We start from the raw sequence: 15,324 nt of genomic DNA on the forward strand, positions 1-15,324 counted from the left end.
AAACTCTATGCGAATATTGCTTACTGTCCATCAGTTCTTTCCTGATTTTAAAGCTGGAACTGAGGTTTTGACACTTTCAGTGGCGAAAGAACTTATCAGACGAGGCCATGAAGTTTGTATCTTTACTGGTTATCCTGGTGATAATGAACTTGGCGATGATGAAAGATTTGATGAATATATTTACGATGAAATTACTGTCTATCGATTCTTTCATTCATATGTGCCAATGTTCGCACAGACTTCACTTATTGAAATTGGTTATAATAATCAACTTTCAAGAAAATATTTCTCGGAAATATTGAATATATTTAAACCTGAGTTGGTTCACCATTTTCATTTGAATCGTTTAGGAATTGGTATCATCAATCTTCTTGCTGAACATGGTATACCACAATATTTTACGCCTACTGATTTCTGGATGATATGCCCAACTGCGCAACTAATATTGCATGACGGACGATATTGTTTAGGGCCAGATAAGCTATCTGGTAATTGTATTAAACACTTTGCACAGAATTCTGTAAATGGTCTTACTTCAAAACTTATTGGTTTTATGCCTGATTCGCTTATCGGTGAAATTGCGAAAATCACTAAAGGTTCGAAGTTAATTGATTTTCCAATGCATAATGAAGTTGATGCTATGTCATCTCGATTGGAAAACACAGTTTCTGCTTTAAATAGGTTGCAAGGGATAGTGGCTCCTAATCGTTTCATGGTTGATCTTTTCCTGCGCTATGGTGTTAATAGTCGAGTTTTACATGAGATTAATTTTGGTATTGATATCGATAGAGAAAAAATAAATTTACCGTTCAAAAAATTAGAAGCTGGTAGACGCATTCGTTTAGGGTTTATTGGTACGCTCGCGCCACATAAAGGCTGTCATATTGCTATTGAGGCCGTTAAGTCTCTTCCTGATGAATTTGCTTCATTAACCATCTATGGAAGCGGCGCTGATTTTCCAGAATATGTAAAAAGTCTGGAGGAATCGATAATGCCTAACGATAATATAAAATTCCGTGGAACATTTCCCAATAAAGATATCTTTGCTATTTTTGAAACTATTGATGTCTTAATTGTACCTTCAGTCTGGTTCGAGAATACACCTCTTGTTATTTATTCTGCACAGGCGTCAAATTGTCCTGTGATAGGTTCGGATTTGCCTGGTATATCTGCAGTGATTAAGCATGGTATTAATGGCTTGCTTTTTAAAGCAGGGGATAGCGATGATTTATCTGATAAAATAAAACAAATTAGAGATGCTGATGTAACGGCTATGAGCGCTTGTGCTATACAGCCAAAAACGTCTGTGGAATATGTTGATGACCTTAATGAAGTATGGGGAGTAGTTGAAGGATAATAACTACTTTTAAAATCCATCTTAAATTTCAGAAGCAAAGAATTTTTACTATGCAAAATACAAAAAAATTAGACTCATTGACGTCGCTAAGGTTTTTTGCAGCGGCTATGATTGTTTTAGGTCATGGACATGGTCTATTTGGTTCTATGGGGCTTGCAACGACCTACTCGTTAGCTCAGGGGGTTTCTTTCTTTTTTGTTCTGTCTGGCTTTATTCTTACATATAACTATCCGAAACTCACCTCTCTTACCGATGTAAAAAGTTTCTATGTGGCAAGGTTTGCAAGAATTTTTCCCTCTCATATCGCTGCAATGGTACTCCTCGTGTTATTTACAGGTGGTATAAACCAAGGATGGCTTCAGGGCGGGGCTATTGTCTTCACCGGATTGATGCACGCATTATTGTTGCAGTCTTTGATCCCATTGAAAGATGTGTTTCTAACCTTCAATGGTGTTTCGTGGAGTATCTCTACTGAGATGTTCTTTTATTTGTTATTCCCTTTGCTCATTACCAGCATTGTTCCTGGTAAATGGATGAAATTATTTATCATTTCGTTAACGGTGATTTTCCATCTATGTTTTGGGGTTTTATGGAATGTTTCGCCAGATGAAGGCGGGAGCCAATTTAGCTTAATGGGTTTATTATATATAAATCCGTGGGTAAGGATTTTCGAGTTTTACATTGGTGTTTTAACTTGTAAAATTTATATGAAAACATGTAACACCAATGCTGCAGCTAAGTTGCCTAATTCCTTTTTTTCGTTTGCTGAATTGATGGCGGTTATATTTGCCTTATTTACTATGTGGCTTTCACCGCGTCTAACAGATTTTGTAGGTTTAGGTAATCAGCTTGGTGTTGTTTTAAGTTATTATCTATCTAAAAGCGGTTCTGTGTTTTCTTTCGCATTTTTAATCTTTATTTTTGCGTATGGGAAAGGGTACCTGCATAAGTTCTTATCTAACAAAATATTTATTCTATTGGGTGAAATAAGCTTTGCTCTTTATCTGGTCCATATGAGTGTTCTTGTATGGTTTCAGAAAAATTTAACTGTTTTTACGGAATATTCGACATCGAAACAAGCGGTTATTTTTTGGGGAATCTCACTTTTAACAGCGTGGTTTTTACATCGCTTGATAGAATTACCCTGCAGAAAACTAATCATAGATTGGTACAAAACGCGCACCTTCTCTTTCTCTGTTTTTAGTAACTCCTTGTTTTTTAATTTTTTATTTATGATTGCCCTTTTTTCTTTTATCAAGGTTTTTGCACCGCTCTAATCTTTTGGTGTATTTCACTCTTAGGGTGAAATGTGATGATGTTAGCCTTAACTGGCCTGAACTGGCTTTTGTGAGTTAACATTCTTGATACTTAAGCCCGAAAGCACGCGATCTTTCGGGTGTTCACACCTGACAGGAGTAAGTAATGTCTAAGCAACAAATCGGCGTTGTTGGTATGGCCGTGATGGGGCGCAACCTGGCGCTTAACATCGAAAGCCGTGGCTATACCGTTTCCGTTTTCAACCGCTCCCGCGATAAGACCGAAGAAGTGATTGCCGAGAACCCCGGCAAGAAGCTGGTTCCGTATTATACCGTGAAAGAGTTTGTTGAATCCTTAGAAACTCCCCGTCGCATCCTGTTAATGGTGAAAGCGGGCGCTGGCACAGATGCTGCTATTGACTCCCTGAAACCCTATCTGGAAAAAGGCGACATCATTATTGATGGCGGTAACACCTTCTTCCAGGACACCATTCGTCGTAACCGCGAACTGTCTGCTGAGGGCTTTAACTTTATCGGTACCGGTGTGTCCGGTGGTGAAGAGGGCGCACTGAAAGGCCCATCCATCATGCCTGGCGGTCAGAAGGATGCCTATGAACTGGTCGCACCGATCCTGACCAAAATTGCAGCCGTTGCCGAAGATGGCGAGCCCTGTGTGACCTATATTGGTGCTGACGGTGCGGGCCATTACGTTAAAATGGTTCACAACGGTATCGAATATGGCGACATGCAGTTGATTGCAGAAGCCTACTCTCTGCTGAAAGGCGGTCTTAACCTGTCTAACGAAGAGCTGGCCACCACTTTTAGCGAGTGGAATAAAGGCGAGCTGAGCAGCTACCTGATCGACATTACCAAGGACATCTTCACTAAAAAAGATGAAGAGGGTAACTATCTGGTTGATGTGATTCTCGATGAAGCAGCCAACAAAGGTACGGGTAAATGGACCAGCCAGAGCTCGCTGGATCTTGGCGAACCGCTCTCCCTGATCACCGAATCCGTATTCGCACGCTATATCTCGTCGCTCAAAGAGCAGCGCGTTGCCGCATCTAAAGTTCTGAGCGGTCCGCAGGCCCAGCCTGCTGGCGATAAAGTGCAGTTTATCGAGAAAGTCCGTCGCGCATTGTATCTCGGTAAAATCGTCTCTTATGCTCAAGGTTTCTCTCAGTTGCGTGCTGCGTCTGACGAATACAACTGGGATCTGAACTATGGAGAAATCGCGAAAATTTTCCGCGCTGGCTGCATCATTCGTGCACAGTTCCTGCAGAAAATTACCGATGCATACGCAGAAACACCGGCAATTGCTAACCTGCTATTGGCACCTTACTTTAAGAAAATTGCCGATGAGTATCAGCAGGCTTTGCGTGATGTTGTAGCCTATGCCGTACAAAATGGTATTCCGGTACCGACTTTTGCCGCTGCGGTTGCCTATTACGATAGCTACCGTGCTGCGGTACTGCCGGCAAACCTGATTCAGGCTCAGCGTGATTACTTTGGCGCACATACTTATAAACGTACTGATAAAGAAGGTGTATTCCATACGGAATGGCTGGATTAATCTGATATTGTACGTTTTGTCGAATAAGGCCCGGTTACTGTGACCGGGCTTTTTTTCGCGCTAATTGCGGCAATTACAGTGCATTTTTCTAAACAATCCTGCAACGATGGAATAAATTGCTAACAGAACGCGGTTAATTCAGCGGGGACTTGCCTTGACAGGCTATCAACAGAAGAGGTAAAAACCCCAACAGTTATTGATCTTGCGTGATGGCGGCGTAGTGCCATCTTCGGTTCTAAACACTGACAAAAGTTGCTTATCGAATGAAAATAACAATCTCCGGAACAGGCTATGTTGGCTTATCGAACGGTATTCTGATTGCGCAGCATCATGAAGTGGTCGCACTGGATATCGTGCAGGCTAAAGTCGATATGCTGAATCAGAAAAAATCGCCGATAGTTGATAAAGAAATTGAAGAGTACCTGGCGACAAAAGAGTTGAATTTTCGCGCCACCACGGATAAGCAAGATGCCTACCGGGGCGCCGATTATGTCATTATCGCCACCCCGACTGATTACGACCCGAAAACTAACTACTTCAATACTTCCAGTGTTGAGTCGGTCATCCGCGATGTGCACGAAATCAACCCCGATGCGGTGATGATTATCAAGTCTACCATTCCGGTGGGGTTCACTCAGTCCATCAAAGATGAGCTCGGCATTGATAACGTGATCTTCTCCCCGGAGTTCTTACGCGAAGGGAAAGCGCTTTACGACAACCTGCATCCGTCCCGTATCGTCATTGGTGAACGTTCAGCACGTGCAGAGCGTTTTGCGGGCCTGCTACAGGAAGGGGCTATCAAGAAAGATATCCCTACGCTGTTTACCGACTCCACCGAAGCCGAAGCCATCAAGCTGTTCGCCAATACCTATCTGGCAATGCGCGTGGCTTACTTTAATGAGCTCGACAGCTATGCCGAAGCGCTGGGGCTGAATACGCGCCAGATTATCGAAGGGGTTTGTCTTGACCCGCGTATTGGCAATCACTACAACAATCCGTCGTTTGGCTATGGTGGCTACTGTCTGCCGAAAGACACTAAGCAATTACTGGCAAACTATCAGTCGGTGCCGAATAACATTATCGCGGCAATCGTCGATGCCAACCGCACGCGTAAGGACTTCATTGCTGATTCAATTCTCTCTCGTAAGCCGAAGGTGGTGGGTGTCTACCGTCTTATTATGAAGAGCGGCTCTGATAACTTCCGTGCATCCTCTATTCAGGGGATTATGAAGCGTATTAAGGCGAAGGGTGTACAGGTCATTATTTATGAACCGGTAATGCAGGAAGACGAGTTCTTCCATTCTCGCGTTGTCCGTGACCTGGAAACGTTTAAGAAAGAATCGGATGTGATTATTTCAAACCGCATGGCACCGGAACTGGCGGATGTGGAAGCTAAAGTCTATACCCGCGATCTGTTCGGTAACGACTAAGCCAGAAAAACGGCCCGTCAGGGCCGTTTTTTTTAGGCGTTATAATACGTCTTGTACCACTCGACAAATTTCTTCACGCCTTCTTTAACCGATGTCTGCGGTTTAAAACCGATGGTGTCATATAACGGCTGCGTATCGGCGCTGGTTTCCAGCACATCGCCCGCCTGAATCGGCATCATAGTCTTCTGCGCTTCAATCCCCAGCGCCTCTTCCAGTGCCGTGATGTAATCCATTAACTCCACCGGTGAGCTATTGCCGATGTTGTAGATATGGTAAGGCGCTGAGCTGGTGGCCGGTGAGCCACTTTCAACGGTCCAGTTCGGGTCAGCCTGCGGTATCACATCCTGCATGCGGATAATGGCTTCAACAATATCATCCACATAGGTAAAGTCGCGCTTCATCTTACCGTAGTTATAGACATCGATGCTTTTGCCTTCCAGCATTGCTTTGGTGAATTTAAACAATGCCATGTCCGGGCGTCCCCACGGACCGTAAACCGTAAAGAAACGCAGTCCCGTGGTCGGCAAACCATAAAGATGTGAATAGGTATGCGACATCAGCTCATTGGCTTTTTTGGTTGCGGCGTAAAGCGATACCGGGTGATCAACGGAATCTTCCGTAGAGAAAGGCATCTTGCGGTTCAGTCCGTAAACAGAACTGGAGGAGGCATACAGTAAATGCTGAACCTTATTGTGGCGACAGCCTTCCAGCACGTTCAGATGACCAATCAGGTTAGCTTCGGCGTAAACATGTGGGTTTTCCAGTGAATAACGTACGCCCGCCTGAGCGGCAAGATGGATAACGCGGTCGAACTTTTCTTCGGCAAACAGTTGTGCCATCCCTTCACGGTCTGCCAGGTCCAGTTTCACAAAGCGAAAGTTTTCGTTTGCCAGTAAGTTCAGGCGCGCTTCTTTCAGGCTGACTTCATAATAATCATTAAGGTTATCTATCCCTGTGACCTGATGGCCCGCCTGTAACAGACGTTCGCTGACGTGAAAGCCGATAAAGCCGGCCGCGCCGGTGACCAAAAATTTCATCTTCAACCTCAATGTCTGGTGATGCAAAACATGCAGCGCGGCATGAGCAGCGCTGAACCATGAGGCGGATCATACCTGTTGAGAAGCAGAATGATAACTGTTAATTCAGTGGGGAAGAGGGGGAGTGCGGGCACTCCCCATAGCAATTACTGGTGACGCTTACGCAGATTTTCGATAACTGTGGTCAGATCCAGGTTCTGATCCTGCAACAAGACCAGCAGGTGATACATCAAGTCAGACGCTTCGTTGGTCAGCTCTTCACGATCGTGAACGGTGGCCGCCAGCGCGGTTTCCACACCTTCTTCACCCACCTTTTGCGCGATACGCTTGGTGCCGCTGGCATACAGCTTAGCGGTATATGAGCTGGCCGGGTCTGCCGTTTTGCGTTCGGCGAGCAGTTGTTCCAGTTGGTATAGGAAAAGCCACTGATGGGCATTGTCGCCAAAGCAACTGGACGTTCCCGTGTGGCAGGTTGGACCAATGGGATTCACCAGTACCAGCAGGGTATCGTTATCACAGTCCGGCGCAATGTTTACCACATTCAGAAAATGGCCAGAACTTTCGCCTTTGGTCCACAAACGTCCTTTGGTCCGCGAGAAGAAGGTGACTTTGCCACTTTCCAGCGTTTTCGCCAGCGCGTCCTTGTTCATATACCCCAGCATCAATACTTCGCCGGAGACCGCGTGTTGCACCACGGCGGGCAGCAGTCCGTCGGTTTTTTCCCAGTCCAGTTGGGCCAGTTGCAGCTCTGTTAACATACCCTTATCTCCACGCCCTGGCCTGCCAGGAACGTTTTTAACTCACCAATATTGATAATTTGCTTATGGAACACCGATGCCGCCAGCGCGCCGTCGACGTTGGCGTCGCGGAAGGCCTCAAGGAAGTGTTCCATGGTACCCGCGCCGCCGGAAGCGATAAGCGGGACGTGGCAAACCTCGCGCACTTTTTTCAGTTGCTCAAGGTCATAACCGTTACGCACGCCGTCCTGGTTCATCATGTTAAGCACGATCTCGCCAGCTCCGCGTTTCTGCACTTCCTGCACCCAGTCCAGCGTCTCCCAGGTGGTCACGCGGGTGCGGCTTTCATCTCCGGTATACTGATTGACGTGGTATTTGCCGGTCGACGCATCAAACCAGGTATCAATACCTACCACAATACACTGCACGCCAAAACGATCGGCCAGGCGAGTGATAAGCTCCGGATCCGCCAGCGCCGGGGAGTTGATGGAAATCTTATCCGCGCCGAAAGAGAGAATTTTGTGGGCATCGTCAGCAGATTTGATCCCGCCCGCCACACAGAACGGAATGTCGATCACTTCCGCGACGCGTGAGACCCAGCTTTTATCGACCACACGACCATCGCTTGAGGCGGTGATATCGTAAAACACCAGCTCGTCAGCGCCTTCCTCGGCGTAGCGTTTCGCCAGAGGGACGATGTCGCCGATGATTTCGTGATTGCGGAACTGAACGCCTTTCACCACCTGACCATCGCGTACGTCAAGACAGGGAATTATCCGTTTTGCCAGCATTGGATGGCCTCCGTTACAGTGAATTTACCTTCCAGTAGCGCGCGACCCACGATCACGCCTTTCACGCCTGTTCCACGCAGTGCCGCGATATCATTGATATCGCCAATACCGCCGGAAGACTGAAACGCAACCTGCGGATACCGCGCGCACACTTCCTCATACAGCGATACGTTCGAACCCGCCAGCGTGCCATCGCGGGAGATATCGGTGCATAGCACGTGCTTAAGGCCAACCGGTAAGTAGGTGTCTACCAGCGCTTCCAGCGAGACGCCGGAATCTTCCTGCCAGCCGCTTACCGCCACCTGTTTATTGCCTGCGGCATCAATACGAACATCCAGCGCCAGGACCAGCGCATCGGCACCAAAACGCGCGAACCACCCTTTAACGACCTCGGGTGATTTCACGGCTGTTGAACCAACGACCACACGGGCGACACCGGCATCAAGCAGCGCGGCGACATCCTCTTCGGTACGTACACCGCCGCCGACCTGTACCGGCACATTCACCCCGGCAACCAGTGTTTTCAGCAATGGGATCTGGCGACGCGCCGGATCTTTTGCCCCGGTTAAATCCACCAGATGCAGCACTTGCGCACCCTGAGCGGCGTAATCCTGCAGGCGCGGCAACGGGTCGGTGCCGTAGTCGCGCTGCTGGCCGTAATCCCCCTGATGCAGGCGCACTACCGTTCCATCAATTAAATCTAAAGCCGGAATAATCATCACATCTCCAGAAAGTTTTTCAGCAGTTGTGCACCCGCGCGTCCTGAACGTTCCGGATGGAATTGCACGCCATAGAAGTTGTCTTTTTGCACCGCGGCCGTAAACGGCGTGCCGTACTGACACTGGGCGATGGTGTAAGGGTTAACCGGCATGGCGTAGCTATGAACAAAATAGAAGTACGCGCCGTCTTCGATCCCCTGGAACAGACGATTGCCTGCTTTCGGATAGACACAGTTCCAGCCCATGTGCGGCAGCGGCAAACCGACATCTTCCATTTTCGGCACGTCCTGGTCGATGATGCCCAGTAAATCCACGCCCTTGTTCTCTTCGCTGAAACGCCCCAGTAACTGCATACCCAGGCAGATGCCCAGCACCGGCTGGGTGCAGGCTTTGATCAGTTCAATCAGGTCGCGTTCTTGCAGTTGATCCATGGCGGCCTGGGCAGTGCCAACGCCTGGCAGAAACAGTTTGTCGGCGCGCAGCACCACGTCCGGATCGCGGCTCACCAGCGGCTCGTAGCCGTGGCGCGAAATGGCCGATTTCACGGAGTTGAGGTTAGCGCAGCCGGTATCCAGGATAACGACATTCATCACAACACTCCTTTCGAGGAGGGAAGGGTATCGCCTTCGACGCGAATGGCCTGGCGCAGCGTACGACCAAAGACTTTGAACAGGCTCTCCACGCGGTGGTGATCGTTTTTGCCTTTGGTTTTCAAATGCAGCGTGACACCCATGGTGTAAGAAAGAGAGCTAAAGAAGTGCTCAACCATCTCGGTGCTCAAATCGCCCACGCGCTGATAGGTAAACTCAGCTTTATATTCCAGGTGCGGACGCCCGGAAATATCCAGCGCGCAGCGTGCCAGGCATTCGTCCATCGGCAGCACAAAACCAAAACGATTGATACCGCGCTTGTCGCCCAGCGCCAGTTTCAACGCTTCGCCTAACGCCAGGCCGGTATCTTCCACCGTATGGTGATCGTCAATATAGAGATCGCCTTTGACGTCGATTTCCATGCGAAAGCCGCCGTGGGTGGCAATTTGATCGAGCATATGATCAAAGAAGCCCACGCCGGTGCGGATTTTGCTGCCGCCTTCGCGATCCAGCCACACTTTGACGTCAATCTGCGTCTCTTTGGTTTTGCGCTCAACGTGGGCGTAACGATCGCGTTTGGTTAACTGCTCGCCAATGGCCGCCCAGTTCAGGGTTTCGCGGTTGTAACGCAGCCCGGCAATGCCCATGTTGGCCGCCAGCTCAATATCCGTTGCGCGATCGCCAATAACATAGCTGTTCGCTTTATCCAGCGCTTGCTCAACCAGCCAGCGTTCCACCATTTTCACTTTCGGTTTGCGGCAATCACACTCATCGCCCGGGAAGTGCGGACAAATCAGCACCTCTTCAAACACCACGCCTTGCGAGGTGAAAATCTGCATCATCAGATTATGCGGGCCGTCAAAATCGGCCTGCGGGAAGCTGCTGGTGCCCAGACCGTCCTGATTAGTGATCATCACCAGTTTGAAGCCCGCCTTTTGTAGCGCGAGCAAAACTGGAATCGCGTCGGGTTCAAAGGCCAGCTTGTCGAAACGATCGACCTGATAATCAGATGGCGGCTCGGAAATCAGGGTTCCATCACGGTCAATAAAAAGGTACTTCTGGCTCATACAGGCTCCGCACGTAAAGCGTCGATGACGCGCTGGCTCTCTTCGCGGGTGCCGATAGTGATACGCAGGCAGCCGCTCAAGGTCGGTTGTTTATTTTGGTCACGCAGGATAATGCCCTGATCCCACAGAGATTTAAAGACAGCGCTGGAGGCTTTGAAGCGTACCAGGATGTAGTTGGTCTCTGAATCAAACACCGTCTCCACGCAGGGAATGTCGCGAAGTGCTGTTGACAGATACTCGCGCTCGGCCACGATTTGCGCGACACGCTCACGCATCGCCACAATCCCCTGCGGGGTCAGGGCCTGGGCCGCGATATCGGCCACGGGTGTCGAGAGTGGGTAGGGCGCGATCACTTTCATCAGCAGGTTGATCACCTCTTCATTCGCCAGAGTGAAGCCACAGCGCAGGCCTGCCAGCGCAAAGGCTTTCGACAGCGTGCGCAGTATCACCAGGTGCGGGTACTCTTCAAGCCAGCCCGCCAGCGTCGCCTGTGGGCAAAATTCAATATACGCTTCGTCGGCTACCACGAGCGCTTTGCCGCGCGTCATCTCCAGCACGGCACGAATGTCCTGTGGATTGATGATTTGTCCGGTGGGGTTATTCGGGCTGCACACATACACCAGTTTGACGTTCTCAAGCTGGTCGGCAATGTTTTGCAGATCCAGTTGCCAGCCCTCAAGCGTAAGGGCCGTGCGGTATTCCACGCCAAACGTTTCTGCGCTGACGCTATACATACCGTAGGTCGGCGGGCAGAACAGAATAGCGTCTTTACCTGGCTCGCAGAACGCGCGGATAAGGAGTTCAATACCTTCATCAGCGCCGCGACTCACCAGCACTTGTTCCGGCTTAAGCCCGGCGTACTGCGCATACCCTTCGATAACCGCTTTCGGCTGACACTCCGGGTAGCGGTTCAGCGTTTGCTGAGTGAAATTAAACTTCACCGCCGTCGGGAATTCGTTGGCGTTCAGCCAGACATCGCCCTTACCGCCAAGACGACGGGCAGACTGATACGGGGTCAGGGCACGTACGTTGGCGCGAGCCAGTTCCTCAATACTCATGCTTGCTCCTTAAGGGCGTTAACACGCAGGGTGACGGCATTTTTGTGGGCGGTGAGCAGTTCAGCGGCCGCCAGCGTTTCAATAGTAGAAGCGAGAGACGCGAAGCCTTCGCGCGATAACTCCTGAACGGTCATCCGTTTCTGGAAATCGGCCAGCCCCAGGCTGGAGCAGGTGGCGGTATAACCGTACGTCGGCAGGACGTGGTTGGTGCCGGAGGCATAATCACCTGCGGACTCCGGCGACCAGTCGCCCAAAAAGACCGAACCGGCGCTGGTGATATCATCCACCAGGTCGCGTGCACTACGGGTCTGAATAATTAAGTGTTCCGGGCCGTACTGGTTTGAGATTTGTACGCATTGCGCCAGGTCTTTGGCAACAATCAGGCGGCTGGCAGAGAGTGCCTTACGTGCCGTTTCCGCGCGGGGCAGGTCTTCCAGCTGACGTTCCACAGCCTGCGCAACGGCGCGGGCCATGTCGGCATCTGGCGTCAGCAGGATCACCTGCGAGTCCGGGCCGTGTTCCGCCTGCGACAGGAGATCGGAGGCGACGAAATCCGGCGTGGCGCCGCTGTCGGCAATGACCAGCACTTCTGACGGGCCTGCCGGCATATCGATAGCGGCGCCATCCAGACGCTGGCTCACCTGACGTTTGGCTTCGGTCACGAAGGCGTTGCCGGGTCCGAAGATTTTATCGACTTTGGGCACAGATTCCGTGCCAAATGCCAGAGCCGCAATCGCTTGCGCGCCCCCCACTTTAAAGACTTCCTGTACACCGCAGAGTTGCGCCGCATAGAGAATTTCATCCGCAATAGGGGGAGGGGAGCAGAGCACCACTTTTTTGCAGCCCGCAATGCGTGCCGGCGTGGCCAGCATCAGCACGGTAGAAAACAGCGGCGCAGAACCGCCCGGGATATACAGCCCAACGGAAGCGATAGGGCGGGTCACCTGTTGGCACCGTACGCCCGGCAGGGTTTCCACATCAACCGTTTGCAGTTTCTGTGCGAGGTGGAAGGTATCGATATTTTTCACCGCCACAGCCATCGCCTGCTTGATGTCGTCACCGAGACGGGCGCTGGCGTCGGCAATTTCCTGCGCGGTGACTTTCAGCGCAGTAACGTCGGTTTTATCAAATTTCGCGCTGTATTCGCGCAGGGCGTTATCGCCATTGCTTTTCACGTTGTCGAGGATTTCCACAACGGTACGGGTGATACTTTCTGAGGCAGAGATCGCCGGGCGCATCAGCAGCTCGCGTTGCTGCTGCGGGCTGCAACTGTTCCAGTCGATGATTGTGTTAAAGCTCATAATCGTTTTCCTTTATAGGCAGGGTAGCGCGTTCGCTTATCCGGCCCAGGTGTCCAGGCCCGGCAGACATAGCGCCACCGGGCGAATCGTAAGGTGGATTACTCCATCATCTTCTCGATTGGCAGCACCAGAATAGAACTGGCGCCCAGCGCTTTGAGTTTTTCCATGGTTTCCCAGAACAGGGTTTCGCTGCTCACCATATGCATCGCGACACGCTGCTGATCGCCTGCCAGCGGCAGAATGGTTGGACGTTCGGCGCCCGGCAGCAGAGAAATCACTTCATCCAGACGCTCGGTCGGCGCGTGCATCATGATGTATTTTGATTCACGTGCCTGAATCACGCCCTGAATACGGGTCAGTAATTTATCAACCAGCTCTTGTTTGCCATCCAGCAGATCGCCGTCGCGTTGAATCAGACAGGCTTTAGAGCGGTAAATCACTTCAACTTCGCGCAGACCATTCGCCTCCAGGGTAGCGCCGGTGGAGACCAGGTCGCAGATGGCATCCGCCAGACCGGCGCGTGGGGCCACTTCGACGGAACCGTTCAGCAGGCAGGATTTGAAGGCGACGCCTTTCTGATCGAGATAGCGTTTAAGCAGGTGTGGGTAAGAGGTGGCAATACGTTTACCATCAAGTGAGGCCGGGCCTTTCCACTCTTCGTCGGCGTTGGTTGCCAGTGACAGGCGGCAGCTCCCGAAATCAAGACGGCGCAGGGTAAAGTAACGCGGATCTTCGCCCTGGGCGCGGCGGGTCAAAAGCTCTTCTTCCAGGACGTTTTCACCCACAATACCCAGATCGACCACGCCATCCATGACCAGCCCCGGAATGTCGTCGTCACGCACGCGCAGAATATCAATTGGCATATTTTCGGCCAGGGCAATCAGACGCTGTGTATGCAGGTTGATTTTAATGCCGCAGCGGGCCAGTAATTCGCGTGAGTCATCGCTCAGGCGGCCTGATTTCTGAATAGCTATGCGCAAACGGGTATTGTCTAACATTCTGTTTTCCTCATTATCCTGCTGAATTTGGTCCAAAAAAAAAGCCCCCGGAAGATTATCTTCCGGGGGCTTTCTCTTGCGTTCATGCACCACTGGAAGATCCAAACGTCTTCCAGCACACATCGCCTGAAAGACTAGTCAGGATGATGGTGATGATGGTGAAGTTTAAATTGAACGCCTGTCATAAAATTCTCGATGAATGTTTATTCATTTGATGTCGTTTAACCTAAACCACTTTCACCATCAAAGGCAAGGGCTTTTTTTAATCATTAAATCATTTCATATTCGTTGTATGAATTGTCAGTTTCATCGGGCTGGCGTAGCCTTAAAATGGAATCTGCGAAATGTCGGGAGAGACGCATGAAAAAGGTCGCAATTGTCGGATTAGGATGGTTGGGCATGCCGCTGGCGCTGTCATTAACGGCACGCGGCTGGCAGGTCACCGGCAGCAAAACCACTCAGGATGGCGTGGAGGCGGCTCGTATGTGCGGCATTGAAAGCTACGTGCTGAAACTTGAACCGGACCTGTTCTGCGAGCCAGACGATCTGGATGCATTAATGAATGTTGACGCGCTGGTTATCACTTTGCCTGCCAGACGCAGTGGCCCAGGCGAGGCTTTTTACCTGCAAGCGATGCAAGAGATTGTTGATAGCGCGCTGGCCTATCACATTCCACGCATCATTTTTACCAGCTCCACTTCGGTATATGGCGACACCCATGGCACAGTAAAGGAAAACTCGCCGCGCAATCCGTCAACGGCGAGCGGACGCGTACTGAAAGAGCTTGAGGACTGGCTGCACAATTTGCCGGGGACATCCGTGGATATTCTGCGCCTGGCAGGGCTGGTGGGGCCGGCCCGTCATCCGGGACGTTTTTTTGCCGGAAAAACGGCGCCAGACGGTCAACAGGGGGTAAACCTTGTCCATCTGGAGGATGTCATATCGGCCATTACGCTGTTGCTTTTGGCGCCGAAGGGCGGGCATATCTATAATTTATGCGCACCTGAACATCCGGCGCGAGCCCACTTTTACCCGGCCATGGCACGCAAGCTTGGTTTACCGGAGCCACAATTCCTCGACTCTGCGCCCGGCGAGAAGGGAAAAGTGGTTGATGGCAACCGCATATGCCACGAACTGGGATTTGAGTACGAATATCCGAATCCGATGACCATGCCACTGGACTGATTTTAAACAGGTTAATGCACTGAGAGAGCGGAAAATCGCGATTTAGCCGAAACAGTGCGATTATCTTTTAGCAAAAAGTGCTATTAATTTACCCAAATTCAATGTGAATTATTTAAATTCAGTAAGTTAGGTGTTAAGGCTTTGTGAGCACCATCGCACAGGCTTGTCAAAACGCCTCACTTTGGTGCAAAATATGTCGCTGCAAAAAATTGAAACTAACCGACG

Annotated in this window: 15 protein-coding genes and 1 other annotated feature; of the genes, 5 read left to right on the plus strand and 10 right to left on the minus strand. The window is 50.4% G+C overall.

Annotated features, from left to right (window positions below; genetic code table 11):
* Positions 1-7 precede the first annotated feature (7 nt).
* The 4 genes from AB182_RS07940 to ugd all read left to right on the plus strand — a co-directional run bounded on the left by AB182_RS07940 (position 8) and on the right by ugd (position 5,616).
* Positions 8-1,357, plus strand: coding sequence for a glycosyltransferase (locus AB182_RS07940; RefSeq protein ID WP_047369627.1), 1,350 nt, complete (start codon positions 8-10; stop codon positions 1,355-1,357).
* 50 nt (positions 1,358-1,407) lie between these two features.
* Complete coding sequence (locus AB182_RS07945) at positions 1,408-2,634, plus strand: acyltransferase family protein (protein WP_047369628.1); 1,227 nt, start codon at positions 1,408-1,410, stop codon at positions 2,632-2,634.
* Positions 2,635-2,779: 145 nt separating this feature from the next.
* A complete protein-coding gene (gene gndA / locus AB182_RS07950; RefSeq protein ID WP_047369629.1) occupies positions 2,780-4,186 on the plus strand; it encodes an NADP-dependent phosphogluconate dehydrogenase in 1,407 nt (468 codons plus the stop codon).
* 263 nt (positions 4,187-4,449) lie between these two features.
* Complete coding sequence (gene ugd, locus AB182_RS07955) at positions 4,450-5,616, plus strand: UDP-glucose 6-dehydrogenase (protein WP_047369630.1); 1,167 nt, start codon at positions 4,450-4,452, stop codon at positions 5,614-5,616.
* A 32-nt stretch (positions 5,617-5,648) separates the two neighbouring features.
* On the opposite strand, the gene AB182_RS07960 is transcribed toward ugd, so the two are convergent.
* The 10 genes from AB182_RS07960 to hisL form a co-directional block, all read right to left on the minus strand.
* A complete protein-coding gene (locus AB182_RS07960; protein ID WP_047369631.1) occupies positions 5,649-6,653 on the minus strand; it encodes an NAD-dependent epimerase in 1,005 nt (334 codons plus the stop codon).
* 146 nt (positions 6,654-6,799) lie between these two features.
* Positions 6,800-7,411 (minus strand): bifunctional phosphoribosyl-AMP cyclohydrolase/phosphoribosyl-ATP diphosphatase HisIE, encoded by a 612-nt coding sequence (hisIE, locus tag AB182_RS07965; protein ID WP_047369632.1) that lies wholly within the window; start codon positions 7,409-7,411, stop codon positions 6,800-6,802.
* Positions 7,405-8,181 (minus strand): imidazole glycerol phosphate synthase subunit HisF, encoded by a 777-nt coding sequence (gene hisF, locus AB182_RS07970; protein ID WP_041851941.1) that lies wholly within the window; start codon positions 8,179-8,181, stop codon positions 7,405-7,407. Before hisF ends, hisIE begins: the two co-directional genes overlap by 7 nt.
* A complete protein-coding gene (gene hisA, locus AB182_RS07975; protein WP_047369633.1) occupies positions 8,163-8,900 on the minus strand; it encodes a 1-(5-phosphoribosyl)-5-[(5-phosphoribosylamino)methylideneamino]imidazole-4-carboxamide isomerase in 738 nt (245 codons plus the stop codon). Before hisA ends, hisF begins: the two co-directional genes overlap by 19 nt.
* The gene (gene hisH / locus AB182_RS07980) at positions 8,900-9,490 is read right to left on the minus strand and encodes an imidazole glycerol phosphate synthase subunit HisH (RefSeq protein ID WP_047369634.1); all 591 of its coding nucleotides are present in this window, start codon (positions 9,488-9,490) and stop codon (positions 8,900-8,902) included. The genes hisA and hisH overlap by 1 nt, the downstream gene beginning before the upstream one ends.
* Entirely contained in the window at positions 9,490-10,557 is a 1,068-nt protein-coding gene (gene hisB, locus AB182_RS07985; RefSeq protein ID WP_041851938.1) for a bifunctional histidinol-phosphatase/imidazoleglycerol-phosphate dehydratase HisB, read from the minus strand. The genes hisH and hisB overlap by 1 nt, the downstream gene beginning before the upstream one ends.
* The gene (gene hisC / locus AB182_RS07990) at positions 10,554-11,615 is read right to left on the minus strand and encodes a histidinol-phosphate transaminase (RefSeq protein ID WP_047369635.1); all 1,062 of its coding nucleotides are present in this window, start codon (positions 11,613-11,615) and stop codon (positions 10,554-10,556) included. Before hisC ends, hisB begins: the two co-directional genes overlap by 4 nt.
* Positions 11,612-12,916, minus strand: coding sequence for a histidinol dehydrogenase (hisD, locus tag AB182_RS07995; protein ID WP_047369636.1), 1,305 nt, complete (start codon positions 12,914-12,916; stop codon positions 11,612-11,614). Before hisD ends, hisC begins: the two co-directional genes overlap by 4 nt.
* A gap of 98 nt (positions 12,917-13,014) precedes the next feature.
* Positions 13,015-13,914 (minus strand): ATP phosphoribosyltransferase, encoded by a 900-nt coding sequence (gene hisG / locus AB182_RS08000; protein WP_041851935.1) that lies wholly within the window; start codon positions 13,912-13,914, stop codon positions 13,015-13,017.
* A 35-nt stretch (positions 13,915-13,949) separates the two neighbouring features.
* Positions 13,950-14,073 (minus strand) — a sequence feature (His leader region).
* Positions 14,049-14,099 carry a his operon leader peptide gene (hisL, locus tag AB182_RS31835; protein WP_103245916.1) on the minus strand — a complete coding sequence of 17 codons (51 nt, stop codon included), beginning with the start codon at positions 14,097-14,099 and terminating at the stop codon, positions 14,049-14,051. Its footprint overlaps the feature before it by 25 nt.
* Positions 14,100-14,274: 175 nt before the next feature.
* Between hisL and AB182_RS08005 the strand changes: the two genes are divergently transcribed.
* Positions 14,275-15,099 (plus strand): SDR family oxidoreductase, encoded by an 825-nt coding sequence (locus AB182_RS08005; protein WP_047369637.1) that lies wholly within the window; start codon positions 14,275-14,277, stop codon positions 15,097-15,099.
* The last annotated feature ends 225 nt before the right edge of the window (positions 15,100-15,324 follow it).

The sequence above is a fragment of the Phytobacter ursingii genome (assembly GCF_001022135.1).
GTDB classification, from domain to species: Bacteria; Pseudomonadota; Gammaproteobacteria; order Enterobacterales; family Enterobacteriaceae; genus Phytobacter; species Phytobacter ursingii.

Coding starts and splice junctions, on each gene's coding strand:
- hisC (WP_047369635.1), bottom strand. CDS start 11,615: ATGAGTATTGAGGAACTGGCTCGCGCCAACGTACGTGCCCTGACCCCG.
- hisH (WP_047369634.1), bottom strand. CDS start 9,490: ATGAATGTCGTTATCCTGGATACCGGCTGCGCTAACCTCAACTCCGTG.
- hisF (WP_041851941.1), bottom strand. CDS start 8,181: ATGCTGGCAAAACGGATAATTCCCTGTCTTGACGTACGCGATGGTCAG.
- hisD (WP_047369636.1), bottom strand. CDS start 12,916: ATGAGCTTTAACACAATCATCGACTGGAACAGTTGCAGCCCGCAGCAG.
- hisA (WP_047369633.1), bottom strand. CDS start 8,900: ATGATTATTCCGGCTTTAGATTTAATTGATGGAACGGTAGTGCGCCTG.
- AB182_RS07940 (WP_047369627.1), top strand. CDS start 8: ATGCGAATATTGCTTACTGTCCATCAGTTCTTTCCTGATTTTAAAGCT.
- AB182_RS07960 (WP_047369631.1), bottom strand. CDS start 6,653: ATGAAATTTTTGGTCACCGGCGCGGCCGGCTTTATCGGCTTTCACGTC.
- gndA (WP_047369629.1), top strand. CDS start 2,780: ATGTCTAAGCAACAAATCGGCGTTGTTGGTATGGCCGTGATGGGGCGC.
- AB182_RS08005 (WP_047369637.1), top strand. CDS start 14,275: ATGAAAAAGGTCGCAATTGTCGGATTAGGATGGTTGGGCATGCCGCTG.
- ugd (WP_047369630.1), top strand. CDS start 4,450: ATGAAAATAACAATCTCCGGAACAGGCTATGTTGGCTTATCGAACGGT.
- AB182_RS07945 (WP_047369628.1), top strand. CDS start 1,408: ATGCAAAATACAAAAAAATTAGACTCATTGACGTCGCTAAGGTTTTTT.
- hisIE (WP_047369632.1), bottom strand. CDS start 7,411: ATGTTAACAGAGCTGCAACTGGCCCAACTGGACTGGGAAAAAACCGAC.
- hisB (WP_041851938.1), bottom strand. CDS start 10,557: ATGAGCCAGAAGTACCTTTTTATTGACCGTGATGGAACCCTGATTTCC.
- hisG (WP_041851935.1), bottom strand. CDS start 13,914: ATGTTAGACAATACCCGTTTGCGCATAGCTATTCAGAAATCAGGCCGC.